Annotated in this window: 21 protein-coding genes; 8 read left to right on the top strand and 13 right to left on the bottom strand. The window is 72.6% G+C overall.

Annotated features, from left to right (window positions below):
- The first annotated feature begins 73 nt into the window (after window positions 1–73).
- Window positions 74–877: an enoyl-CoA hydratase/isomerase family protein gene (locus B6R96_RS20290; protein ID WP_053704875.1), complete on the top strand. Its 804-nt coding sequence runs from the start codon at window positions 74–76 to the stop codon at window positions 875–877.
- On the opposite strand, the gene B6R96_RS20285 is transcribed toward B6R96_RS20290, so the two are convergent.
- A complete protein-coding gene (locus B6R96_RS20285) occupies window positions 878–1663 on the bottom strand; it encodes a VOC family protein (protein WP_053704876.1) in 786 nt (261 codons plus the stop codon).
- Window positions 1664–2036: 373 nt separating this feature from the next.
- On the opposite strand from B6R96_RS20285, the gene B6R96_RS20275 reads away from it, so the two are divergent.
- Window positions 2037–2654: a flavin reductase family protein gene (locus B6R96_RS20275; RefSeq protein WP_081523141.1), complete on the top strand. Its 618-nt coding sequence runs from the start codon at window positions 2037–2039 to the stop codon at window positions 2652–2654.
- Between the two features lie 93 nt (window positions 2655–2747).
- Here the strand turns inward: B6R96_RS20275 and B6R96_RS20270 are convergent, their stop codons facing one another.
- From B6R96_RS20270 to B6R96_RS20260, 3 genes are all read right to left on the bottom strand, one after another.
- Entirely contained in the window at window positions 2748–3815 is a 1068-nt protein-coding gene (locus B6R96_RS20270) for a Zn-dependent alcohol dehydrogenase (RefSeq protein WP_081523140.1), read from the bottom strand.
- Window positions 3812–5014, bottom strand: a complete 1203-nt coding sequence (locus tag B6R96_RS20265) for an acyl-CoA dehydrogenase family protein (RefSeq protein WP_081523139.1) — start codon at window positions 5012–5014, stop codon at window positions 3812–3814. The genes B6R96_RS20270 and B6R96_RS20265 overlap by 4 nt, the downstream gene beginning before the upstream one ends.
- 96 nt (window positions 5015–5110) lie before the next feature.
- Window positions 5111–6022 (bottom strand): SDR family oxidoreductase, encoded by a 912-nt coding sequence (locus B6R96_RS20260; protein WP_052876994.1) that lies wholly within the window; start codon window positions 6020–6022, stop codon window positions 5111–5113.
- Between the two features lie 117 nt (window positions 6023–6139).
- Here B6R96_RS20260 and B6R96_RS20255 point away from each other — a divergent pair, with 117 nt between their 5' ends.
- The 3 genes from B6R96_RS20255 to B6R96_RS20245 all read left to right on the top strand — a co-directional run bounded on the left by B6R96_RS20255 (window position 6140) and on the right by B6R96_RS20245 (window position 8785).
- Window positions 6140–7066, top strand: coding sequence for a cyclase family protein (locus tag B6R96_RS20255; protein ID WP_053173597.1), 927 nt, complete (start codon window positions 6140–6142; stop codon window positions 7064–7066).
- Between the two features lie 142 nt (window positions 7067–7208).
- Entirely contained in the window at window positions 7209–7901 is a 693-nt protein-coding gene (locus tag B6R96_RS20250; RefSeq protein WP_081523138.1) for a hypothetical protein, read from the top strand.
- Window positions 7902–8167: 266 nt separating this feature from the next.
- Window positions 8168–8785, top strand: coding sequence for a TOPRIM nucleotidyl transferase/hydrolase domain-containing protein (locus B6R96_RS20245; protein WP_081523137.1), 618 nt, complete (start codon window positions 8168–8170; stop codon window positions 8783–8785).
- Window positions 8786–8797: 12 nt separating this feature from the next.
- Here B6R96_RS20245 and B6R96_RS20240 read toward each other — a convergent pair whose 3' ends face one another.
- From B6R96_RS20240 to B6R96_RS20220, 5 genes are all read right to left on the bottom strand, one after another.
- Window positions 8798–10444 (bottom strand): alpha/beta hydrolase, encoded by a 1647-nt coding sequence (locus tag B6R96_RS20240; protein WP_081523136.1) that lies wholly within the window; start codon window positions 10442–10444, stop codon window positions 8798–8800.
- Window positions 10445–10731: 287 nt separating this feature from the next.
- Entirely contained in the window at window positions 10732–11208 is a 477-nt protein-coding gene (locus B6R96_RS20235; RefSeq protein WP_030390415.1) for an ATP-binding protein, read from the bottom strand.
- Between the two features lie 331 nt (window positions 11209–11539).
- Complete coding sequence (locus B6R96_RS20230; protein ID WP_081523135.1) at window positions 11540–12487, bottom strand: acyl-CoA dehydrogenase family protein; 948 nt, start codon at window positions 12485–12487, stop codon at window positions 11540–11542.
- A 5-nt stretch (window positions 12488–12492) separates the two neighbouring features.
- Window positions 12493–13659, bottom strand: a complete 1167-nt coding sequence (locus B6R96_RS20225; RefSeq protein ID WP_030390413.1) for an acyl-CoA dehydrogenase — start codon at window positions 13657–13659, stop codon at window positions 12493–12495.
- A complete protein-coding gene (locus tag B6R96_RS20220; protein ID WP_030390412.1) occupies window positions 13659–14855 on the bottom strand; it encodes an amidohydrolase family protein in 1197 nt (398 codons plus the stop codon). Before B6R96_RS20220 ends, B6R96_RS20225 begins: the two co-directional genes overlap by 1 nt.
- A 133-nt stretch (window positions 14856–14988) precedes the next feature.
- Here B6R96_RS20220 and B6R96_RS20215 point away from each other — a divergent pair, with 133 nt between their 5' ends.
- The gene (locus tag B6R96_RS20215) at window positions 14989–16542 is read left to right on the top strand and encodes a class I adenylate-forming enzyme family protein (protein WP_081523134.1); all 1554 of its coding nucleotides are present in this window, start codon (window positions 14989–14991) and stop codon (window positions 16540–16542) included.
- A gap of 83 nt (window positions 16543–16625) precedes the next feature.
- Here B6R96_RS20215 and B6R96_RS20210 read toward each other — a convergent pair whose 3' ends face one another.
- Complete coding sequence (locus B6R96_RS20210; RefSeq protein ID WP_237291465.1) at window positions 16626–17069, bottom strand: protein kilB; 444 nt, start codon at window positions 17067–17069, stop codon at window positions 16626–16628.
- A gap of 185 nt (window positions 17070–17254) precedes the next feature.
- Here B6R96_RS20210 and B6R96_RS20205 point away from each other — a divergent pair, with 185 nt between their 5' ends.
- The gene (locus B6R96_RS20205) at window positions 17255–17689 is read left to right on the top strand and encodes a VOC family protein (protein WP_053704885.1); all 435 of its coding nucleotides are present in this window, start codon (window positions 17255–17257) and stop codon (window positions 17687–17689) included.
- Window positions 17690–17947: 258 nt separating this feature from the next.
- Here the strand turns inward: B6R96_RS20205 and B6R96_RS20200 are convergent, their stop codons facing one another.
- Entirely contained in the window at window positions 17948–19327 is a 1380-nt protein-coding gene (locus tag B6R96_RS20200; protein ID WP_081523133.1) for a maleylpyruvate isomerase N-terminal domain-containing protein, read from the bottom strand.
- A complete protein-coding gene (locus tag B6R96_RS20195; protein WP_081523132.1) occupies window positions 19324–19887 on the bottom strand; it encodes a sigma-70 family RNA polymerase sigma factor in 564 nt (187 codons plus the stop codon). Before B6R96_RS20195 ends, B6R96_RS20200 begins: the two co-directional genes overlap by 4 nt.
- 301 nt (window positions 19888–20188) lie before the next feature.
- Here B6R96_RS20195 and B6R96_RS20190 point away from each other — a divergent pair, with 301 nt between their 5' ends.
- Window positions 20189–20707, top strand: a complete 519-nt coding sequence (locus B6R96_RS20190; protein WP_030390654.1) for an EF-hand domain-containing protein — start codon at window positions 20189–20191, stop codon at window positions 20705–20707.
- 143 nt (window positions 20708–20850) lie between these two features.
- Here the strand turns inward: B6R96_RS20190 and purU are convergent, their stop codons facing one another.
- The gene (purU, locus tag B6R96_RS20185; RefSeq protein ID WP_053704887.1) at window positions 20851–21729 is read right to left on the bottom strand and encodes a formyltetrahydrofolate deformylase; all 879 of its coding nucleotides are present in this window, start codon (window positions 21727–21729) and stop codon (window positions 20851–20853) included.
- Window positions 21730–21736 lie beyond the last annotated feature (7 nt).

The following is a 21736-nucleotide window of genomic DNA, read 5'->3' as shown; positions in this document are numbered from 1 at the left end:
GCGTTCGAGGCGCGGGGTCCGGGGCGGAGCCCCGGGCTTTGAGCCGCACCCATCCCCGATCGGGAGTTCACGCATGACCGGCACCCCCGAGGACGACGTCCTCCACCGCATCGAGAACGGCGTCGCCTGGATCACCCTCAACCGCCCCGAGGCGATGAACGCCGTCACCCGGGACCAGCGCGAGCGCGTCATCGCGCTGCTCGCCGAGGCCTCTGCCGACCCGGGCATCCGGGCCGTCGTCATCACCGCCACCGGCAAGGGCTTCTGCGCGGGCGCGGACCTGCGCGGCGGGAGCGCTCCCGCGGGCGAGCGGGTCGCCGGCGACGTCGCCCGTATGATCCGCCTCGGCGCGCAGCGCCTGATCACCGCCGTGCTCGACTGCGAGAAGCCCGTCCTCGCCGCCGTCAACGGCACGGCCGCCGGAATCGGCGCGCACCTCGCCCTCGCCTGCGATCTCGTCATCGCCGCCGAACCGGCCCGTTTCATCGAGGTGTTCGTCCGCCGCGGGCTGGTTCCCGACGGCGGGGGCGCGTACCTGCTGCCGCGGCTCGTCGGCCCGCAGAAGGCCAAGGAGCTGATGTTCTTCGGCGATGCCGTCCCGGCCGTCGAGGCCGAGCGCCTGGGCCTGGTGAACCGGGTGGTGCCGGCCGAGGAGCTGGAGGCGACCGCCCGTGCGTGGGCCGAGCGGCTCGCGCAGGGGCCCACGCGCGCGCTCGCCATGACCAAGCAGCTGGTCAACGCCTCGCTGGACGGGGACCGGGCGGCCGCGCTGGCCGCCGAGGCCACCGCTCAGGAGATCAACATGACCACGGCCGACGCGAAGGAGGGCGTGGCCGGCTTCGTGGAGCGGCGCACGCCCAAGTACCTCGGCCGCTGACTACATCTGCGGGTCGGGCTTGAGCAGCGCGAACACCGCTCCGGCCGGGTCGGCCAGCCAGGCGATCCGCCCGACCTCCGGGAGGTCGGTGGCCGGCATGAGCACCGAGCCGCCGTTCGCCCTGGCCACCGCGACGGTCGCGTCGACGTCCGCCGCCATGAAGTACGGCACCCAGCGCGCCCGTTCGCCCTCGCCCTCGCCCCTGAAGGGGGCGACCCCGCCGAAGGAGGCGTCCTGCTGGTCCCCGTCGGCGGTGCTCAGTACCCGGTACGTCATTCCGGGCGCGGGCATCTCGGCGCTGCGCCAGCCGAACAGGCCTGCGTAGAAGGCGATGGCGGCGACGGGGTCCGGTACGTGGAGCTCGGTCCACAGCAAAGCGTTCTCGGCGGAGGTCAGCTGGAGTCCGGAGGTCTTGCCGGGCTGCCAGACGGCGAACTCGGCGCCCTGCGGGTCGGTGTACTGGGCCAGCCAGCCCTCGCCCATGACGTCCATGGGCTCCATCCGGACGGTGCCGCCGCCGTCGCGGACGGCGGCGGTGGTGGCCTGGACGTCGGAGGTCATGAAGTGCTGCATCCAGGCGGGCGTCGCGCCCTCCTCGGTGAGCGGCCCGAGCGCGGCGACGGTCTTGCCGCCCACCTGGAAGAAGCCGTACCCGCCGGCCTCGGGCCCGGCGGAGGCGAACTCCCAGCCGAGGACGGCTCCGTAGAAGGCGACGGCGGCGTCGGTGTCGGGGCTGCCGAGGTCGAGCCAGTTGGGTGATCCGGTGGTGAAGTCGGTGCCGAGCATGGGGTCCTCCCGGGGTGCGGCGGCGGTACGAGGTCGCTGCCACGATGCCGAGCCTCCACCCGCACCCGGGCGTACGGACCCACGGGGGCGGGGGGTTTCACCCGTGTGGGGGAACTGGGGGGGGGCAGGCCGGCGAGTCCTTCACGATCAGGTCCGCTCCGGCCCGCCGGTGGAAGCGGGTGTCGGCCGGGCGCTCCCGCCAGGTGCCGACGGCGGTGCAGCGCGCCACGGCGTGGTCCTCGCCGCGCCACTCGCCGACGTACTGCGCACGCTCCAGCCGGGGCACGCGTTCAATCGGCAGGACCCCGCACCCCACCCCTTCCTATCTGACGACTCGTCAGTTTCAATCGTTGCTGTGATGGGACATGCAGGGATGGCGGCCACCGTCGTCCGATACCTCAGGTCAGTCGGCTCCCCCACCTCCGCCTCGGCGCAGCGGGAACCCGAGTCCGTCGACGCCCTGCCGCGTCCCGATCTGCGGGCCGTCGGCGCGGACGAGCGCGCGCCGGTGTCCCCCGCCGAGTTCCGGGCCGTGCTCGGGAACTTCGCCAGCGGGGTCACCGTCATCACCGCGCCGCCCGGCGAGGACGAGGAGGGCCCGGCCGGCTTCGCCTGCCAGTCCTTCGCCTCGCTCTCCCTCGACCCGCCCCTGGTCACCTTCATGGTGGCCCGTACGTCGACCACCTGGCCGCGGATCGCCCGCGCCGGGGTGTTCTGCGTCAACATCCTCGGAGCCCAACAGGGCGAGCTGTGCCGGTCCTTCGCCGTCAGCGGCGCCGACAAGTTCGCCGGGGTGAGCCACACCCCCGCCCCCGTCACGGGATCACCGCAGCTCGACGCCGTGCCCGCCTGGATCGACTGCCGGATCCAGGCCGTCCACACCGGCGGGGACCACCTCATCGTCGTGGGCCGGGTCGTGGCCATGGGCGCGGCCGGCGAGGGCGAGCCGCTCCTCTTCCACAAGGGCCGTTTCGGCCGCCTCGCCGACTGACCCGGCAGACCCGGCAGACCCGGCAGACCGGGCAGACCGGGACGCGAAAGGGTGGCTCCGGGGCCCGGCCCCGGAGCCACCCTTTCGCGCGGTTCAGAAGGTGAGCACCCCGCGCGCCACCCGCCCGTGGTGGGCGTCGTCCACCGCCTTGGCGAAGTCCTCCACCGGGTAGACCTCCGTCACCAGCTCGTCCAGCAGCAGCCTGCCCTGCCGGTAGAGCTCGGCGTACAGGGCGATGTCGCGCTGCGGGCGCGAGGACCCGTACCGGCAGCCCATGATCGTCTTGTCCAGGTACATGGAGGACACAAGGAACGACGCCTCCTCCCGGAAGCCGGGCACGCCGAGCAGGACCGCCTGTCCGTGCCGGTCGAGGAGGTCGATCGCCTGGCGGATCAGCTTGACGTTGCCCACGCACTCGAAGGCGTGGTCGGCGCCGGTCGGCAGGATCTCGCGGACCGCCGCCGAGGAGTCGGCCACGGCGGACGCGTCGATGAAGTGCGTGGCGCCGAACTGGCGGGCCACGGCCTCCTTCGCCGGGTTCGCGTCCACGGCCACGATCGTCGTGGCACCCGCGATCCGGGCCCCTTGCAGGACATTGAGGCCGATTCCGCCGGTGCCGATGACGACCACGCTCTCGCCCCGGTCCACGCGGGCCCGGTTCAGCACCGCCCCCACCCCGGTGAGGACCCCGCAGCCGATGAGCGCCGCCGAGGCCAGCGGGATGTCGGCGGGGATCCGCACCGCCTGCACGGCCTTGACGATCGTGCGCTCGGCGAAGGCGGAGTTGGAGGCGAACTGGAACAAGGGCTTGCCGCCCCGCGAGAACGGCTGCCCCGGCATCCCGATCGCCTTGCGGCACATCGTCGGCCGGCCCCGGTCGCAGTCCGCGCACGCCCCGCAGTTGGCGAGGGTGGACAGGGCCACATGATCGCCCGGCGCGACGTGCGTGACGCCCGGGCCCACCGCCTCCACGACGCCCGCGCCCTCGTGCCCCAGCACCACCGGCGGCGGGAACGGGATCGTCCCGTCGATCACCGACAGGTCGCTGTGGCACAGCCCGGCCGCCCCGATCGCGACGAGCACCTCCCCCGGCCCGGGACCGCGGATCTCCAGGTCGTCGACCACCTGGGCCTGCTTGCCGTCGAACACGACGCCTCTCACCTGGACTCCTTAGGCAGGCCGAGCACGCGCTCGGCGATGATGTTCCGCTGGATCTCGTCCGAGCCGCCGTAGATGGTGTCGGCACGGGTGAACAGGAACAGGCGCTGCTCCTCGTCGAGCCCGAGTTCGTACGGGAGTCCGGTCTCCCAGGCGGCCGGCCCGGCGGTGGCCGCCGCGCCGCGGACCGCCACCGCCAGCTCCCCGAGCCGCCGGTGCCAGCCGCCCCACAGCAGCTTGGCCACGCTGGGCGCGCCCGGATCCCCCGCGGAGGCGAGGGTGCGCAGCGCGTTCCACCGCATCGTGCGCAGCTCGGCCCACTGGCGGACCAGCCGCTCGCGCAGTACGGGGTCCCCGGCGCCCGCGGCGTCCCGCGCGGCGTACGCGGCCAGCACGCGCTCCAGTTCCGCCGCGAAGCCGATCTGCTGGACCAGGGTCGAGACCCCGCGTTCCAGGGCGAGCAGGCCCATGGCCACGGTCCAGCCGTCGCCCTCGGCGCCGACGACCTCCGCCGCGACCGCCCCGTCGAAGAACACCTCGTTGAACTCGCTCGTCCCCGACATCTGCCGGATGGGCCGCACCTCGACGCGGCCGGGCTGGTCCATCCGTACGAGCAGGAACGACAGCCCCCGGTGGCGGCGCGAGCCGGGCTCGGTGCGGGCCAGGACGAAGCACCAGTCGGCGTCGTGGGCGAGCGAGGTCCAGATCTTCTGGCCGGTCACCCGGAACAGCCCGTCGGCCGGGTCCCGTACGCCGGCCGTACGGATGCCCGCGAGGTCGGAGCCGGCGCCCGGCTCGCTGTAGCCCTGGCACCACAGCTCCTCCCCCCGCGCGATGCCCGGCAGGAAGCGATTGCGCTGCTCGGGCGTCCCGTGGGCGATGAGCGTCGGGGCAAGGAGGTTCTCGCCGATGTGGCCGACCCGGCCGGGCGCGCGCAGGGCCGCGTACTCCTCGGCCCACACGACCTGGCCGGTCAGGGAGAGCCGGCGGTTGCCCCACCCGTCGGCCTCCCAGCCCTGCCCGATCCAGCCGCCCCGGCCCAGCTCGCGCTCCCATGCCCGGCGGACCCGGGCCCCCTCGTGCTCGCTGCCCGGTCCGCCGAGGCCGACGGCCTGCGCGTACGGGCCCACGAGGTGCTCCGTCAGCCACGCCCGGGCATGCCCGCGCAGCTCCTCGTCCTCGGCCCCGAAGCTGAAGTCCACGCCGCTCCCCCTTGGTCCAGTCCGATCCGGTCCCGTCCGACCCAGTCCGATCCGATCCCCGGTCCGGTCCGGGCCCCGGTCCGGGCCGGGCCGGGGCTACGCGTTGGGGCGGTCCTTGGCGGCCGCCGCCTTCGCCATGGCCTCCAGCTGCGCGAGCATCGGCATCGGGTCGGTGCCCACCGTGCCGGGGAGGAAGTCGGCGATCTTCTCCGGCGTCCAGGACCCTTCGGCGTATCCGGCGCGCAGTTCGCGCGGCTGCGCCCAGACGGCGATCTTCGGGCCGGCGATCGTGTAGACCTGCCCGGTGATGTCCTCGGCCCTGGCCCGGTCGCTGAGCAGGTAGGTGACGAGGGCCGCCACGTCCTCGGGCTCGCCGATCTCCTTGAGCTCCATGGGGACGTTCGCGGACATGCGGGTGCGGGCGACGGGCGCCACGGCGTTGGCCGTGACCCCGTACTTGGCCAGGCCCAGTGCGGCGGAGCGGACGAGCGAGATGATTCCGCCCTTGGCCGCGCTGTAGTTGGCCTGGGCGACGGAGCCCTGGTGGTTGCCGCTGGTGAAGCCGATCAGGGTGCCCGAGCCCTGCCTGCGCATGACGGCGGAGGCGGCGCGGAAGACGGTGAAGGTGCCCTTGAGGTGGGTGGCGATGACCGGGTCCCACTCCTCCTCGGACATGTTGAACAGCATCCGTTCGCGCAGGATGCCGGCCACGCACACGACCCCGTCGAGGCGGCCGTACTGCGTGAGCGCGGTGTCGACGAGGCGCTGGCCGCCCGCCATGGTGGAGATGTCGTCGGCGACGGCGACGGCCTCCCCGCCGGCGGCGACGATCTCCTTCACCACGGCCTCGGCGATCTCGCTGGTGGGCTCCGCGCCCTCGATCCCGACGCCGTAGTCGTTGACGACGACCCTGGCGCCCTCGGCGGCCGCGGCGAGTGCCACGGCCCGCCCGATGCCCCGGCCGGCGCCGGTGACGGCGACGACCTTGCCTGCCAAGAAGTTCCCCACGTCCGGCCCCTTCCCGCGATTTCTGACGGACCGTTAGATTCTATGGGTAGTCAGATGCACCTGCACAAGCCCTCGTTGCCGTCGTTGCCGTATCCACGCAAGGAGCTGTCGACGCCCATGACCCTGCCCGCCGAGTTCCACGACATCGCCAAGCGCGTCAACAACTGGGGACGATGGGGCGCCGACGACGAGATCGGCACCCTGAACCTGATCACCGACGAGGTGGTCCGCGGCGCCGCGGCGGAGATCCGTACCGGCCGCCGGATCCCGCTCGCCCTCCCGCTCAAGGAGGACGGGGTCCAGGTCGGCATGATCCCCGGCCGGATCAACCCGCTGCACACGATGGTGCAGATCAACCAGGAGCTCTTCGGCCCCGGCACGGTGGCGTGCAGCGACGACGCCGTGAGCATGGGACTCCAGGCCGGCACCCACTGGGACGCCCTCACCCACGTCTCACACTCGGGGAAGATCTACAACGGCCGCCCGGCCGGCACCATCACGGCGCACGGCCGCGCCGAGTTCAGCGGCATCGACAAGGCCGGCCACATCGTCTCGCGCGGGGTGCTCCTCGACGTCGCACGCGCGAAGGGGCTGGACCGGCTGCCGGGCGACCACGCGGTCACCCCCGGGGACCTGGCGGAGGCCGAGGAGTTCGGCGGGGTCACCGTCCGCGCCGGGGACATCGTGCTGGTGCGCACCGGCCAGATCCAGGTCTACCTGGCGGGCGACAAGCACGGCTACGGCTTCCCCTCGCCCGGGCTGTCGGTCCGTACGCCCGAGTGGTTCCACGCGCGGGACGTGGCGGCCGTCGCGAACGACACCCTGACCTTCGAGATCTTCCCGCCGGAGATCGAGAACCTGTGGCTGCCCGTGCACGCCCTGGACCTGGTCGAGATGGGGATGCACCAGGGCCAGAACTGGAACCTCGAAAAGTTGTCCACAGCCTGTGCAGAAGAGAATCGTTACGCCTTCCTCCTCTCGGCGATGCCGGAACCGTTCGTCGGCGGCACCGGCACCCCGGTCGCCCCGGTGGCCGTCCTCTGAACCCGGCGGGGCGGGCGGCGCCGGGCCCGAGGACCCCCGCCGCGCGCGAGTCCTGCGCAGTGGAACCATGAGGTGGACATGACGCGTCACCGTACGCGCGTCACACCCCGTCCCCACCACCTTCCCCGCAGGAGAAGCCCGCATGGCCAACCCGTACCAGGTAACGCCGCCACCTGCCCCCAGGCGCCGCTCGGGCGGCAATGTCGTCGCCGTCATCGTCCTCGTCCTGATCGTCGTCGGCGGCTACTTCGCGCTGCAGTCGGTCAACAAGAAGGACGACGGCAAGCCGACGGCGTCCACCTCGGCGTCCCCCTCCGCCAAGCCCACGGCCAAGGACCCCGGATCCCCCGAGTCCTCCTCCGACACCTCCAGCGCGTGGAAGGTCGGCGACTGCGGCGGCCCCGACCCCTCCAAGGCCCCCGACGGCTACAAGCGGACGGGCTGCTCCGACTCCGGGGCCACCTTCAAGGCCATCGACATCAAGGAGGCCAGCATCCTCCCGGGCGCCATCCAGTGCCCGCCCGGCACCGACCTGATGATCGACGTGAGCATCTCCTACGGCGGTGGCAAGTCGAGCGGCATCCCCACCAACACCGTCTGCGGCCGCAACCTGTCGAGCGACCACCCCGGCGACGCGGGCGCCGGCGGCGGCCAGCTGGTGAAGGGCGACTGCGTCACCAACCAGGCCAAGGAGATCGCCTGTGGCGGCTCCGGCGCCCAGAAGGTCCTCGGCCTCGTCAAGACGAAGGCCGAGTGCCCCTCCGGCACCACGGACCCCATCGAGCTGACCATGGCCATCGGCCGCCCGTACGACGTGATCTGCACCGACGGCTAGGACGTCTCTTTCGGATCTTGTCGGATCAGCCCGGGTCGTCCGGTGCGGTACGGCGCAAGGCGGAGGGGCGCCCGTGTACTGGACGTACTCGGGCGCCCCGACAATGCGGCGAGCTGCCGTGCCGGGCGGGACGGGCCCGACAAGATCCGGAAGAGACGGCCTAGCAGCCGTCCGCCCGCCGTCCCGGCGCGATGGCCGGGACGGCGGGCGGCCGTGGCCGCCGAAAAGCGCGTGCCACGGCATCCACGAAGGCGCAGACTCAGCCCATGGCAGACATGCGGGCGTTCCGGGAAGCGGTCGACGACTGGGCGGCCGGCGGTCCCGAAGGGCCCGCCCGCGATCTGGCCGCCCGGCTGAACGTGCGCACGGCGGCGCTGCTGGAAGGGCCCAGCGACCTCGCGGCCGTCGAGGCGCTCGCCGCACGCCGCGGCCGCGACCTCGCCGCCGAGGGAGTGTGCGTCGTATCGATGGGCGGCGCCATGAGCGTCGCCCGCTACACCGGCCTCCTCGGGCCGCCCGGCCTCGGCCTGCGCCTGACGGGACTGTGCGACGAGAACGAACAGCCCTTCTACGACCGCGCCCTGGACCGGGCCGGGGCGCCCCGCGAGGGCTTCTTCGTGTGCGTGGCGGACCTGGAGGACGAACTGATCCGCGCCCTGGGCACCACACGGATCGAGGACATCCTGCGCACCGAGGGCGAGCTCCGCTCCTGGCAGACCTTCGTACGCCAGCCCGCCCAGCGCGACCGGCCCCGGCAGCGGCAGCTGCGGCGCTTCCTGGGCACGACGAAGGGCCGCAAGATCCGCTACGGCCGCCTCCTCGCCGAGGCCCTCGCCCCCGAAGAGGTACCGGCCCCGCTCGACGACCTCCTCGCGGTGCTGTGACCCGCGCCGGCCTCAGTCGCTCTCCTGCACACAGGTCCGGTCCTTCGCCGGCAGTCGGCCCGTGGCCAGGTACCTGTTGACCTGGTCGTCCACGCAGGCGTTGCCGTAAGTCCCGTAGAGGGCATGCCGGTTCGCTCCCTCCAGGGTGATCAGCCTGGAGCTCGGCAGCAGCCGGCGCAGCTCGACGCTGCTCTTGTACGTGGTGCGCGGATCGCCGGTCGCGGCCACGATCAGCGCGGAGGCATCGCGCTTCACCCGGGTGGGTTCCTCGCGCGGCCGGTCCCAGAAGGCGCACGGGTTGATGTTGTGGGTCAGCGGGCCGAACAGGGGGTGCGCGGCGCGGCTGCGCTCGATGTCCCGCCAGTACTGCTCGGGATCGCGCCCGGCGGCCACGTCCCCGCAGATGATCGCGGACTGCACGCCCGTGGGCTCGCCCTCCCCGCGCAGCGCGTACCGCAGCTCCGCGGCGAACCCGGCGGGCAGTGTGGTGGGCGCCCCTTCGGCGGCCGCGACCAGTACGGACAGCAGCTCGCCGAACGACGCCCGCGCGGGCTCGGTGTCGTCCGCGATCCCCGAGAACAGCAGGAGCGGCACCTGGCTGTCGTCGATCCGGAAGGCATCGGCGCCCGAACCGATCGTCAGCGGGCCGCGCGCGGCTGCCGCGACGACGCGGTCGACGGAGGCGAGCACCTCGGCTCGGGTGCGGCCGAGGCCGTAGGTGGCGTGGCGCTCCGCCGCCCAGCCCGCCCAGTCGGACAGCGCCTTCTCGTTCTCGCGCTCCGCGCCCTCCAGCAGCCGGGGGCGGTAGTCGCCCGGGTTGATCGCCCCGTCGAGCACCACCCGGTCGTGGCGGCCGGGGAACATCTGGGTGTAGACGGTGCCCAGGTAGGTGCCGTAGGAGTAGCCCAGGTAGGAGATCTTCCGCTCGCCGAGCGCGCCGCGGATGACGTCCATGTCGCGGGCGGTGTTGCGGGTGCTGATGTGCGGGAGCACGGAGGCAGCGGTGGCCCGGCACTTGTCGGCCAGGCCCTTCTGCAGGGCGACCTGCCGGTCGAAGCCCGCCCGGTCGGCGCCGGCCGACAGCCAGGTCATCCCGAGGGGCCAGCCGCAGTCCAGCGGGGTGCTGCGCCCGACGAAGCGCGGGTCGAAGCCGACGACGTCGAAGCGGGCCCCGACCTCCTTCATCGCCGCGCGGGCCGTCGGCGGGTAGGCCCGGCCGGGGCCGCCGGGGCCGCCGGTGTTCAGCAGGATCGCGCCGATGCGGTGGCGGGTGTCGGTGGCCTTGAGCCGGGATATCGCCACGGTGATCGTGCGGCCGCGGGGGGCGGCGTAGTCCAGCGGCACGGTCACGTCCGCGCACTGCACACCGGCCCGGTCCAGTTCGCGGCCCGTGGCGTCGTCGGGGCCCGTGACGCAGCTGCCCCAGCTCGGCCGCTGCTGGTAGTACCGGTCGAGCCCGGCCCCGGCGGCCCCGGCGGACGCGGCCCCGGCGGACGCGGCCCCGGCGGCGCCGGCCAGGGCGGGGGTGGTGGCGAGGCAGGCGGCGAGGACGAGGCCCACGCAGGACGCGCGGCGGGCGGCGGGGCCGAGGGTTCGCTCGGCGGTGCCGAGGGTTCGGGCGGCGGTGGGCGACGCGTCGGCCGCTTCGTGTGATCGCATGCCCCGAGGCTAGGAACCGGCCCCGGCACGGCACATCGGCCACGCGCACGAGGGCGCGGGTCCCGCTCTCCCCCGGCTCCCGGGACCCGCGGCCCGGTCCGGCCTCCTCCCCCAGGAGGAGGCCCGGCAGGTTCTGCGGGTGGCGGCGACGCGCATGCACGCCCCGAGCGCGGCACGGCAGCCGCCACCCCACGACCCGCACTCGTCAAGGCCTGTCCTTGGCGTCCCCTCGCGTCGAATCGCTCCACACCAGGGTGATCAAGATGTGACGAACCGTCAACACCTCGTTAGAGGTACACGCGCGGTTCCCGCGGCGGGGTGTGAATTTCCGACGGACCGTCCGAGGGGCGCTCCGAGGCACAGTCCGAGGTGGATTTCTCCGCGCGGTCGATCTCGCACCAGATCCGCTTGCCCGCGCCCTCGCGCTGCCAGCCCCAGCGGTCCGCCAGGCCGTCGACCAGCTCCAGGCCGCGCCCTCCGGTGTCCTCGCCGCACGCCTGCCGGCGGTTCGGCGCCCGGTCGCTCGCGTCGGCCACCTCGACCCGCACCCCCGGCCCCCCGAACAGCATCCGCAGCACGGCCGGACAGCCCGTGTGCACGACCGCGTTCGTGACCAGCTCGGAGATCAGCAGGATCAGCGTCTCGGCGAGCGGCTCGTCGTCCCCTATGCCCGACCCCGCCAACCGGGAGCGGGCCCATCGGCGGGCCCGGCCGACCTCGGCGGGATCCGCTCCGACCTCCAGCTGAACCTGAAGCACCTGCACCGCTCACACCATCCGAACCGGCGGACACTTCGCCTCGCGACAGGACGGGATCACCCAGTGTGATCCCCTTCCGTAGCAGCATGGTTGACGTACAGTCACCACGACAAGCGCTTCGGGCATATTCCCGCGCGAAGGAGGGGGCGTGGTGCATACTGTGCGACGCTCGCGCCGCTCAACCGCTCGCATTCGTGGGAGCGTACCGGAGCAGGCGCCCGCATCCGGGCCGCAATGAGTCGGGCGAAGGACACAAACCGATATCAACTCTCTGTAATCAGACATGCGTCCCGCGCCGTCCCGCCCGTGCCCGCACCTCACCGTGCGCGACGCCCCTCTAGGCCGTAGCCGGCAGCTCCTCGGCGAGCAGCGCTTCGGCGAGGAGTTCTTCGGCGAGGAGCTCCTGTGCCTGCGCCGCCGTCCGCCACTGCTCGGCCCGCACCCAGGCCCGCTTCAGGTGCAGGTGCACGTCCGCCTCCCAGGTGAAGCCCATCCCGCCGTGCACCTGGAGGCAGTCCCGGGCGCCCTGTACGGCCGCCTCGTCCGCCAGCAGCTTGGCCGCCGCCACCTCGCCCGGGCCCCCCGTCACCGCCGCCGCGTACACCGCCGTACGGGCCACCTCCGCCCGGACCAGCATCCGCGCGCACAGGTGCTTGACCGCCTGGAACGCCCCGATCGGCTGCCCGAACTGCTCGCGCTCGCCGGCGTACCGCACCGCCAGCTCCACCGTCCGCAGCGCGCTCCCGAGCTGCAGTGCGGCCGTCAGCAGCGCGCCCGTCGCGCGGTACGCCGAGACGTCGCCGGCCGCCGCGACCCGGTGCAGCGGTGTCAGCGGGTCCACCGAACGCACCGGCTCGCCGGCGGGCACCGCGGCCGCCCCCAGCACCGCGTCCGCGTCCCCGAGGTGGGCCACCAGCGGCCCGTCCAGGTCGAAGGCGGTCACCACCGCCGTTCCGTCCGCGGCTCCCGGGACCACCCCCGCGGCCAGGTGCGTGGCCACCAGGGGCCCCGGCACCAGCGCCCGCCCGGCCTCCTCGAAGACCAGGACCGCCTCGGGCAGCCCGAGGCCCACACCGCCCTCGGACTCCGGCAGGCGCAGCGCGAAGAAGCCCGCCCCGCCCAGCTCCCGCCACAGCGCGCGGTCCACACCGGCCGCCGCGCCGGCGCCCCCGCCCGCCGCGGCGTCGACCGACGCCCGTAGCGCCTCGCGCCCGTACCGCCCCGCCAGCAGGTCCCGTACGCCCGCCCGCAGGTGCTGCTGGTCCTCGGTCGGCTGGAAGTCCATGCCCCTCACCGGCCCTTCGGGAGGCCGAGGATCCGCTCGGCGACGATGTTCTGCTGGATCTGCGAGGTGCCCGCGGCGATCGTGTACGAGAGGGACGAGAGCCGGTCCAGCACCCATTCCTCGTCCAGGGACAGCGACGCGGCCCCGAGCACCTCGGCCGCCGTGTCGTACAGCTCCTGGCGCGCGTGCGAGTAGGCGAGCTTGAAGACGGAACCCCCGATGCCGGGGACGCCGCCCGCCGACCGGCCGGCCTCGCTGACGTTCCACTGGGTGAGCCGCCACAGCGCGCCGAACTCCCCGTACAGCCGGCCCAGCCTGCGCCGCAGCACCGGGTCGTCCCACCGGCCGTTGGCCTTCGCCGCCCGGGCCAGTTCCCCCAGGGTCCGGCGGCAGGCGACGACCTCGCCGACGAAGGCGGTGCCGCGCTCGAAGGACAGCGTGACCATGGTGACGCGCCAGCCGTCGTTCTCCGCGCCGACCCTGTTGGCGACCGGCACCCGCACCTCGTCGAGGAACATCTCCGCGAACTCCGCCGATCCGGCGAGCGTGCGCAGCGGCCGTACGGTCACCCCCGGCGCGTCCATCGGCATGGCCAGCCAGGAGATCCCCCGGTGCTTGGGGACCTCGGCGCCGACGGGCCGCGTCCGCACCAGCAGCTCGCACCAGTCGGCGACCTCCGCGTGCGAGGTCCAGATCTTCGACCCGGTGATCACGTAGTCGTCGCCGTCCCGCACGGCCCGGGTGCGCAGGGAGGCCAGGTCGGAACCGGCGCCCGGCTCGCTGAAGCCCTGGCACCACACCTCGTCGCCCCGCAGGACGGGCGGCAGCCAGCGCGCCCGCTGCTCGGCCGTGCCCTCGGCGGCGATCGTCGGACCGGCGTGCAGCAGCCCGACGAAGTTCGCGCCGACGTACGGGGCCCCGGCGCGCTCGGTCTCCTCCAGGAAGATCAGGTGCTGGGTCGGGGTGGCCCCGCGGCCGCCCGCGTCCACCGGCCAGTGCAGGCCCGCGTACCCGGCCTCGTGGAGCCTGCGCTGCCAGCCGAGGTCGTAGGCGCGCCGGCCCGGCCAGTCGTCGGGGGACGGCTTGGCGGGCAGCTCGGGGAGCACCTTGGCGAGCCAGCCGCGCAGCCGGGCCCGGAAGTCCTGCTCCTCCTCGGTGTAGGTCAGGTCCATCAGCGGTCCAGATCGAGGCCGAGCATGCGGATGGCATTGCCGCGCATCAGCTTGTAGACCGTCTCGTCGTCCAGCCCCTTCACGTGGTCGAGGGCTACCTCCTTGGTGTGCGGGAAGGTCGAGTCCACGTGGGGGTAGTCGGTCTCGAAGGTGGCGTTGTCGCGTCCGACGACGTCGAGCGAGGCGATCCCGTGCTTGTCGCGGAAGAAGCAGCAGAACATCTGCCGGTAGTAGTACGTGGACGGCGGCTCGGGGATCAGGTCGCGGACCCCGCCCCAGGCCCGGTGCTCCTCCCAGACGTCGTCGGCGCGCTCCAGGGCGTAGGGGATCCAGCCCATCTGGCCCTCGCTGTAGGCGAGCTTCAGGGTCGGGAACTTCACCAGGACGCCGCTGAAGAGGAAGTCCATCATCGAGGCCATCGCGTTGTTGAAGCTGAGCGAGGCCTGGACGGCGGGCGGGGCGTCGGGGGACGCGGCGGGCATCTGGGAGCTGGAGCCGATGTGCATGTTGACCACCGTGCCGGTCTCCTGGCAGACCGCGAAGAAGGGGTCCCAGTAGCCGGAGTGGATCGAGGGCAGCCCGAGGTAGGTGGGGATCTCGGAGAAGGTCACGGCCTTCACGCCGCGGGCCGCGTTGCGCCGGATCTCGGCGACGGCGAGGTCGATGTCCCAGAGCGGGATGATGCACAGCGGGATCAGCCGGCCGCCGCTGTCGCCGCACCACTCCTCGACCATCCAGTCGTTGTAGGCGCGCACGCAGGCGAGGGCGACCTCCTTGTCGTGCGCCTCGGCGAAGGTCTGCCCGCAGAAGCGCGGGAAGGTCGGGAAGCACAGCGAGGCCTCGACGTGGTTGAGGTCCATGTCGGCGAGGCGGGCCTTGGGATCCCAGCAGCCGCGGCGCATCTCCTCGCGGGTGATGCCCTCCAGGGTCATGTCGTCGCGGTCGAAGCCGACGGCGGCGATGTTGCGCTTGTACGGGAACTTCAGGTCCTCGTAGATCCACCAGTCGGTCGGCGGGCCGTCGGGGTCCATGGTGATGACGTACTTGCCACCGGTGTAGGCGAGTTCGCCGATGCCGGCGGTGAGCGCCTTGGGGCCGCGGTCGCGGTACTTGGCGGGCAGCCAGACGTCGAACAGGTGGGCGGGCTCGATCACGTGGTCGTCGACGCTGATGATCCGAGGCAGTCCCAGTTCCATGACAGTCTCCCGAATTCACTGATCTGATGGATCGTCAGAAACAAGCTAGCCCCGCCACCCCTGGACCGACAAGCGTGCGCGCTCTACGCTCTGCGCTTGATCTGACTATCCGTCAGCTATGGGGAGGTCTGGGATGACGGACACCGCGACCGCGACAGAACTGAGCCGCTCCCGAACCCTGTGGGAACTGATCACCCACCGGGCCGCACTGACCCCCGGCACCCCCGTCCTGATCGAGGCGGCCGAAGACCCGTCCGACGACCGCCGCCTCACCTTCGGCGAACTGCGCGACCGCTCCGAACGCGTCGCCGCCGGCCTCCACCACATGGGGGTGCGCCCCGGTACCGTCGTCGCCTGGCAGCTCCCCACCCGCATCGAAACGGTGCTGCTCTCCGTCGCCCTCGCCCGCATCGGCGCGGTCCAGACCCCCGTCATCCCCTTCTACCGGGACCGCGAGGTCGGCTTCGCCCTGCGCGAGTCCAAGGCCGAGTACTTCGCCGTCCCAGGACACTGGCGCGGCCACGACCACACGGCCATGGCCCGGCGCCTCGACGCCCGCGGCGTCTTCGAGGCCTACGCCAACCTCCCCGACGGCGATCCGGCCGTACTCCCCCCGCCGCCCGGCTCCGGCACCGACGTCCGCTGGATCTACTGGACCTCCGGCACCACCTCCGACCCCAAGGGCGTCCTGCACACCGACCGCTCCCTGATCGCGGGCGGCTCCTGCCTCGCGCACGCCCTGCACCTGGGCCCGGCCGACGTCGGCTCGATGGCCTTCCCCTACGCGCACATAGGCGGCCCGGACTACCTGGTGATGCTGCTCCTGTACGGCTTCCCCGCGGTGCTCTTCGAGAAGTTCGCGATGCCGGACGCACTGGACGGCTACCGCCGCCACGGGGTCACCGTGGCCGGCGGATCGACGGCCTTCTACTCCATGTTCCTGACCGAGCAGCGCAAGGCCCCGGAATCCCCCCTCATCCCCACCCTCCGCCTCCTCGCGGGCGGCGGCGCCCCCAAACCGCCGGAGATCTACCACGCGGTCGTACGGGAACTGGGCTGCAAGCTCACCCACGGCTACGGCATGACCGAAGTCCCGATGATCACCATGGGCTCCCCCGACGACACCGCCGAGAACCTCGCCACCACCGAGGGCCGCCCCCCGGAGGGCATGTCCATCCGCATCACCGCCCCCGACGGCACCCCGCTCCCCCCGCACACGGACGGCGAGGTCCGGCTGCGCGGCGAAGCGGTCTGCCAGGGCTACCTGAACCGGGACGCGTCGGCGGAGGTCTTCGACACCGACGGCTACCTGATCACGGGCGACCTCGGCCACCTGACACAGGACGGCTACCTGGTCCTCACCGGCCGCAGCAAGGACGTCATCATCCGCAAGGGCGAGAACATCTCGGCCAAGGAGATCGAGGACCTCCTCCACCGCCTGCCGGCCGTCGCGGACGTGGCCGTCATCGGCCTACCGGACCCCACCCGCGGCGAACGCGTCTGCGCGGTGGTGGAACAACCCCCGGGCGCTGCCCCCCTGACCCTCCCCCAACTGACGGCCCACCTCCGCGCGGAAGGCCTGGCCACCCACAAACTCCCGGAACAACTGGAACTCCTGGAATCCCTCCCCCGCAACGAAACCCTGCGCAAGGTCCTGAAGTACAAACTCCGCGAACGGTACGCCTAGCCCAGCGCCGCACCGGGCTCACCACCGCACCGGGCAACCTGCCGACGGAGGCATCGAGCATCACCGCCGCCACGTGCGGAATCTCAACGGTGGTCGGGGCTCAGCAATGTGGCGGCCGCGGCGACGAAGGCCGCTGACGCCTCCTTGGCCGCATGCCGCCGGGCGTCCAGTTCGGCGCGGTCGGCCGCCTTGCGCAGCGCGTAGGTGGCCTCCGCGGCCTGCTCGGCCGGGCCGGCCAGCTCGGGGACCAGGACCTGAAGCCGGATGTGGGGCGCGGTGATCGCCGTTCGGGTGTCGTGGGACCTCGTCTGGGCCTCCAGCCGGTGCTCGGCACCTGCGTCGGCCAGGGTCAGGCGCTCCCGATGGAACATCGCCGAGCGGTGCGCGTCCAGGGCGGCCGCGAAGTCGGTGACGGCGCCGAGCTGGTCCTGACGGTGGCTGTCGGCGCGCAGCTCGGCACGTGCGGTGCGTGCGGCACGGTGCTGGAGGAAGCCGGCGGCCAGAGCACCGGCGAGGGTACCGAGCACGGCAACGATCGAGGGCCATATGGACAAGATGGTGGGGCCTCTCCGGGAGTCGGCGGACGGATGCGGCTTCGAGGGCACTGCACCGTATGTTCCCAGGACTCAGCCCCTCACGGGGTTGAACTCCGCCCCTCCGGGAGGAGGATGGGGACGCTCGACACGGACAGGTACCGACGGTTGGAGGAATCATGGCCAAGGAATTCCAAGTCACTTACGACTGCGCCGACCCGGGTGCGCAGGCGGTGTTCTGGGCCCAAGCACTGGGCTACCGCGTCCAGCCGCCGCCCGAAGGGTTCCCCGACTGGCCGACCGCACTCACGGCGTGGGGCGTGCCTCCCGAACTGCACAACAGCCGGTCGGCCATCACGGATCCGGACGGCAAGGGGCCGCGGGTCTTCTTCCAGCAGGTCCCGGAGGGAAAGACCTCGAAGAACCGCCTGCACCTGGACGTCCGCGCAGCACCCGGCCTGAAGGGCGACGCGCGGATGGCCAAGCTGGAGGAGGAAGCCACCCGGCTGGAGGCGCTGGGAGCGAAGCGGCTGTACCGGATCGAGGCCAACGGCATGGACGAGGGGATCATCGTCATGGCCGACCCGGAGGGCAACGAATTCTGCCTCGACTGAGCCCTTGACCAGCCCCGGACGCGTCTCGAGCGTCGAACCGAGGCCGTGGGCGGCCTATGTCCGACCCAGGACGGGCTGGAGACGCTGAGAGGTGAGGAGCGCGTAGCGATCGGACGCACCCCCGACCCGGCAGGCGGCTCCGGATGGCCCGCCTCGGGGCATGCCCACGCCCGGCCCGCTCGGGCATCTCCGACGTGCCCGCCCCTGGAAGGAAACCCCCATGCGCCTCTCTGGCCACCGCCCCGGCGGACCCGCCCCCTAGAGCCTGCTCAGCGACGCCGCCGCGAACAGGACGTCGCGGATCGCCTCGCGGTCCCCGTGCTGGCCCACCGCCGCCTCCTCCGGGGAGATGTGGCCCGCGGCCAGCTGGCAGAACTCGATGCCGTCCAGGGCGATCTCCGCGACCGTCCGTTCCGGCGACGGTTTCGCTCCCGGTGAGTCCAGCGCGATGTCCCAGCCGCCGCCACCCGCGCCCTCGATCTCCAGGTGCAGGGTCCGTCCGGGCGCTCCCGCCGCGACCAGGCCGCGCGCCGGGGCCGCCAGGCCCGCCCGCCTGCGCTGGGCCAGCGCGCCCGGCAGGAGCCGCGCCGCCAGGTCGATCATCCCGTGCAGGTGCGGCCCGGACGGCGGCTCGTACGGATAGTCCACCGCCTCCGCGATGTCCCACGCGTGCACCCAGCACTCGAAGGCCCGTTCCAGGAACGCGTCCCCGAGCGGCAGTGCGAAGCCGCCGTAGTCCACGGCCAGCTCGGCGACTCCCCGGCCGGCGAAGGAGACCGTACGCACCAGCGTGTGGCCCTGCTCCCGCCACGGGTCGCGGACCTGCCGGGTGGTCGGGTACGGCGACGCACCCCAGAAGTGTTCCGTCCGCACGGTCGGACCGCCCTTCGGCGCGTCCGGTCCCAGCGGATCGTCCAGCCCCAGCGCGGAGGCGATCAGCCCGTCCACCGTCATCAGATGGCCGATGACCCCTGCCACCGTGGTCCGCTGCGACCTGCGCCGCTCCTCCTCGAACCACTTGAGCCGCACCGGGGTGTGCCACTCCGAGTCCCCGAAGTCCTGCAGCAGCGCATCGAGCCGCGCGGTCTCCGTGTCGTACGGACTCGCCCACACCGGCACCGGAATGCGGGCCGGCCGCTTGCCCAGGCAGTCCTCGAGGACGCGTGAGCGCAGCAGCGGCTTCAGGTCGAGGTTCTCCTCCGGGTGCAGCAGCCCCACCGCGTCGCGCAGCCGCAGCGCCTCCTCCGCGCAGGGCGCGCACTCGGTGAGGTGGTCCTCGACCGCCTGGGTCTCCTCGGCGGAGCAGGCCGCCAGTGCCCATGCCCCGAGCAGGGACTTCAGCACGGCGTGCGAGGGAGGTGGTGGCGGATCGAGCACCGGCTCGGGCATCGCCGCGTCAGGCGCGAGGTCCGACACCGGGTCCGGCACCGGGTCCGGCACGCGGTCCCCCGTCGAGTCCGCCGTCCGGTCCGGCGCCGGCAGTGCCGCGGGCGGCGGCACCGGCGATCCCGGGAGCGGCAGCGACTGCGGCGCGTGGCCCGGATCGAGATCGTCGGCGGCTCCGCGCGGACCCGGTATCCGCGCCTGGCCGCCGGGACGCTCGTATCCGTCATCGGGCGACTGGGCAGGGCCGTTCATCGAGTGGTTCCATATCCGGACTGGGCGGTTTCCTCCTGCGGGAGGGCGTTGGCGGTCGACAGCAGCTGCAGCCCGAGCCGCAGCCGGCGCCGCGCCTCGTCCTCGCTGATCTGCAGGTCGGCGGCGGCCTGCCGGTAGTCGCGCCGCTTGAAGTACGCGAGTTCCAGCGCGGCGCGCAGGGGCGCCGGCATCGAGGTGACGATGTAGTCGGCGCGGGCGGCCGCGTTGGCGCTGCGCACCTTCTGCTCCAGTTCCTCGCGGGAGCCGCGCCCCAGTTCGGCCTGGCGCAGCCGGGCGACGGCCTGGCCCTGGGTGATCCGGGCGACCCAGGAGCGCATGGAGCCCTGCTTGGGGTCGTAGGCGTCCGGGTTCTCCCAGATGTAGCCGAACACCTCGCGGGTGATCCGGTCCGCCGCCTTCTCGTCGCCCAGCACCCGATGGGCCAGGCTGTGCACGAGCGAGGCGAAGCGGTCGTACAGCTCCCCGAGCGCGGCGGCCTCGCCACGGGCGAGCCGCTGCTGCATGCGGCGGTCCCAGCGCGGTGGTGCGTCCTTCGGCATGAATGCCCCCAGCCGTGTGTCGACGCATCGAATGTACGGGGCACATGGCGGATCGCGCCTGTTTTGGGAGAACCTCACCCTGGAAGTGCGCCCTGCGTGATAGGGGCGTGGCAGGGTGTGAACGGTGGTACGGCCGAGGGCACATGGGGACAGGTGTACGCGCCCCACCGCGCTCCCCGTGCGCGGGTTCGATGCGCACGCCTCCTTGACCGCTTCGCTTAACGCGCTGGCCACGTAGGCCTTACGCTCCTGCCTTGTCTTGATCTGAACCCCACTGCACAGTGAAGGCGGAACGCCGAACATGGAAAGCGCAGAATACGAGCGCAAGATCGCCGCCCGATTCGCCACCTTCGACCAGGACGGGTCCGGCTACATCGACCGGGAGGACTTCAGCGCTGCCGCGAAGGCCGTCCTGGCCGAATTCGGTACCACCGCCCGGTCGGACAAGGGCCAGGCCGTCTTCGCGGGCGCCGAGGCCTTCTGGCAGGGCATGGCGGGCATCGCGGACGTCGACGGGGACCAGCGGGTCTCCCGCGAGGAGTTCATCACCGGCGCGGCGAAGCGGCTGCGGGACAATCCACAGCGGTTCGCGGAGATCGCGCGGCCGTTCCTGCGGGCCGTGATCGCGGTGGCCGACGAGGACGGCGCGGGGGCGACCCCGCCGAACGCGGCCCGGGTCCTGCGCGTCCTGGGCACGGCCCCGGAGCTGGCCACGCAGGTGGCGCAGGCCCTGGACGCCGACGGGGACGGCCGCATCTCGGAGGACGAGATCCTGTCGGCCTTCGCGGGCTACTGCGGCGTGGAAGCCCCGGACGCGTAACGCCTGCGGCGCGCCCGGCAGTACGTCCGGCTGCGCCGGCATGCTTCAGCCCCGCCGGCGTTTGAGGCGCGGGGTCCGGGGGCGCTCTCCCCGGACCCCCGCGCCTCAAACGCCGGCGGGGCTGCACTCGCTGCCAGTGTTCGCTACGCGAAGACCACCGTGCGGGCACCGTTCAGCAGCACGCGGTGCTCGCTGTGCCACTTGACCGCCCGCGCGAGCGCCTGGCACTCGACGTCCCGGCCGATCGCCACCAGCTGGTCCGGCGTCACCTCGTGCCCGACCCGCTCGACCTCCTGCTCGATGATCGGCCCCTCGTCGAGGTTCGCCGTCACGTAGTGCGCGGTCGCGCCGATCAGCTTCACGCCGCGCGCGTGCGCCTGGTGGTACGGCTTCGCGCCCTTGAAGCTCGGCAGGAACGAGTGGTGGATGTTGATGATCCGCCCGCTGAGCTCCGTGCACAGCTTGTCGGACAGCACCTGCATGTACCGCGCGAGCACCACGAGGTCGACGTTCTCGGCGCGCACGAGCTCCAGCAGCTGCTCCTCCGCCGCCGCCTTCGTGTCCTTCGTCACCGGGATGTGCACGAACGGGATGTCGTACGAGCCGACCAGCTCGGCGAAGTCGGTGTGGTTGGAGACCACGGCCGCGATCTCGACCGGCAGGGCGCCGATCCGCGAACGGAACAGCAGGTCGTTCAGGCAGTGCCCGAACCTGGACACCATGAGGATGATCCGCATGCGCTCCTCGGAGCGGTGGATCTGCCAGTCCATCTTGAACGAGTCGCCGATCGCGGCGAAGCTGGCGCGCAGTTTCTCGACGGTCACCGGCGGCTCGGCCTCGAAGTGCACCCGCATGAAGAAGAGCCCGGTCTCCCGGTCTCCGAACTGCTGGCTGTCCACGATGTTGCATCCGGTCATGAACAGGTAACTCGACACGGCATGCACGATGCCCTGCTTGTCGGGGCAGGACATGGTCAGGACGTACTGGGGCTGGGCCTGGGCCTCGTTGTGCGGGTCGCTCATGACCGCA

The organism is Streptomyces sp. Sge12 (assembly GCF_002080455.1).
GTDB lineage: Bacteria > Actinomycetota > Actinomycetes > Streptomycetales > Streptomycetaceae > Streptomyces.
Note: the sequence above shows the minus strand (reverse complement) of the source record. Positions and strands in the feature narration are given on the sequence as shown.

Bases quoted from the DNA above. Each gene is read 5' to 3' on its own strand.
- B6R96_RS20290 (WP_053704875.1), top strand. From the start codon at position 74: ATGACCGGCACCCCCGAGGACGACGTCCTCCACCGCATCGAGAACGGC.
- B6R96_RS20285 (WP_053704876.1), bottom strand. From the start codon at position 1,663: ATGCTCGGCACCGACTTCACCACCGGATCACCCAACTGGCTCGACCTC.
- B6R96_RS20275 (WP_081523141.1), top strand. From the start codon at position 2,037: ATGGCGGCCACCGTCGTCCGATACCTCAGGTCAGTCGGCTCCCCCACC.
- B6R96_RS20255 (WP_053173597.1), top strand. From the start codon at position 6,140: ATGACCCTGCCCGCCGAGTTCCACGACATCGCCAAGCGCGTCAACAAC.
- B6R96_RS20250 (WP_081523138.1), top strand. From the start codon at position 7,209: ATGGCCAACCCGTACCAGGTAACGCCGCCACCTGCCCCCAGGCGCCGC.
- B6R96_RS20245 (WP_081523137.1), top strand. From the start codon at position 8,168: ATGGCAGACATGCGGGCGTTCCGGGAAGCGGTCGACGACTGGGCGGCC.
- B6R96_RS20240 (WP_081523136.1), bottom strand. From the start codon at position 10,444: ATGCGATCACACGAAGCGGCCGACGCGTCGCCCACCGCCGCCCGAACC.
- B6R96_RS20230 (WP_081523135.1), bottom strand. From the start codon at position 12,487: ATGGACTTCCAGCCGACCGAGGACCAGCAGCACCTGCGGGCGGGCGTA.
- B6R96_RS20225 (WP_030390413.1), bottom strand. From the start codon at position 13,659: ATGGACCTGACCTACACCGAGGAGGAGCAGGACTTCCGGGCCCGGCTG.
- B6R96_RS20220 (WP_030390412.1), bottom strand. From the start codon at position 14,855: ATGGAACTGGGACTGCCTCGGATCATCAGCGTCGACGACCACGTGATC.
- B6R96_RS20215 (WP_081523134.1), top strand. From the start codon at position 14,989: ATGACGGACACCGCGACCGCGACAGAACTGAGCCGCTCCCGAACCCTG.
- B6R96_RS20205 (WP_053704885.1), top strand. From the start codon at position 17,255: ATGGCCAAGGAATTCCAAGTCACTTACGACTGCGCCGACCCGGGTGCG.
- B6R96_RS20200 (WP_081523133.1), bottom strand. From the start codon at position 19,327: ATGAACGGCCCTGCCCAGTCGCCCGATGACGGATACGAGCGTCCCGGC.
- B6R96_RS20195 (WP_081523132.1), bottom strand. From the start codon at position 19,887: ATGCCGAAGGACGCACCACCGCGCTGGGACCGCCGCATGCAGCAGCGG.
- B6R96_RS20190 (WP_030390654.1), top strand. From the start codon at position 20,189: ATGGAAAGCGCAGAATACGAGCGCAAGATCGCCGCCCGATTCGCCACC.
- purU (WP_053704887.1), bottom strand. From the start codon at position 21,729: ATGAGCGACCCGCACAACGAGGCCCAGGCCCAGCCCCAGTACGTCCTG.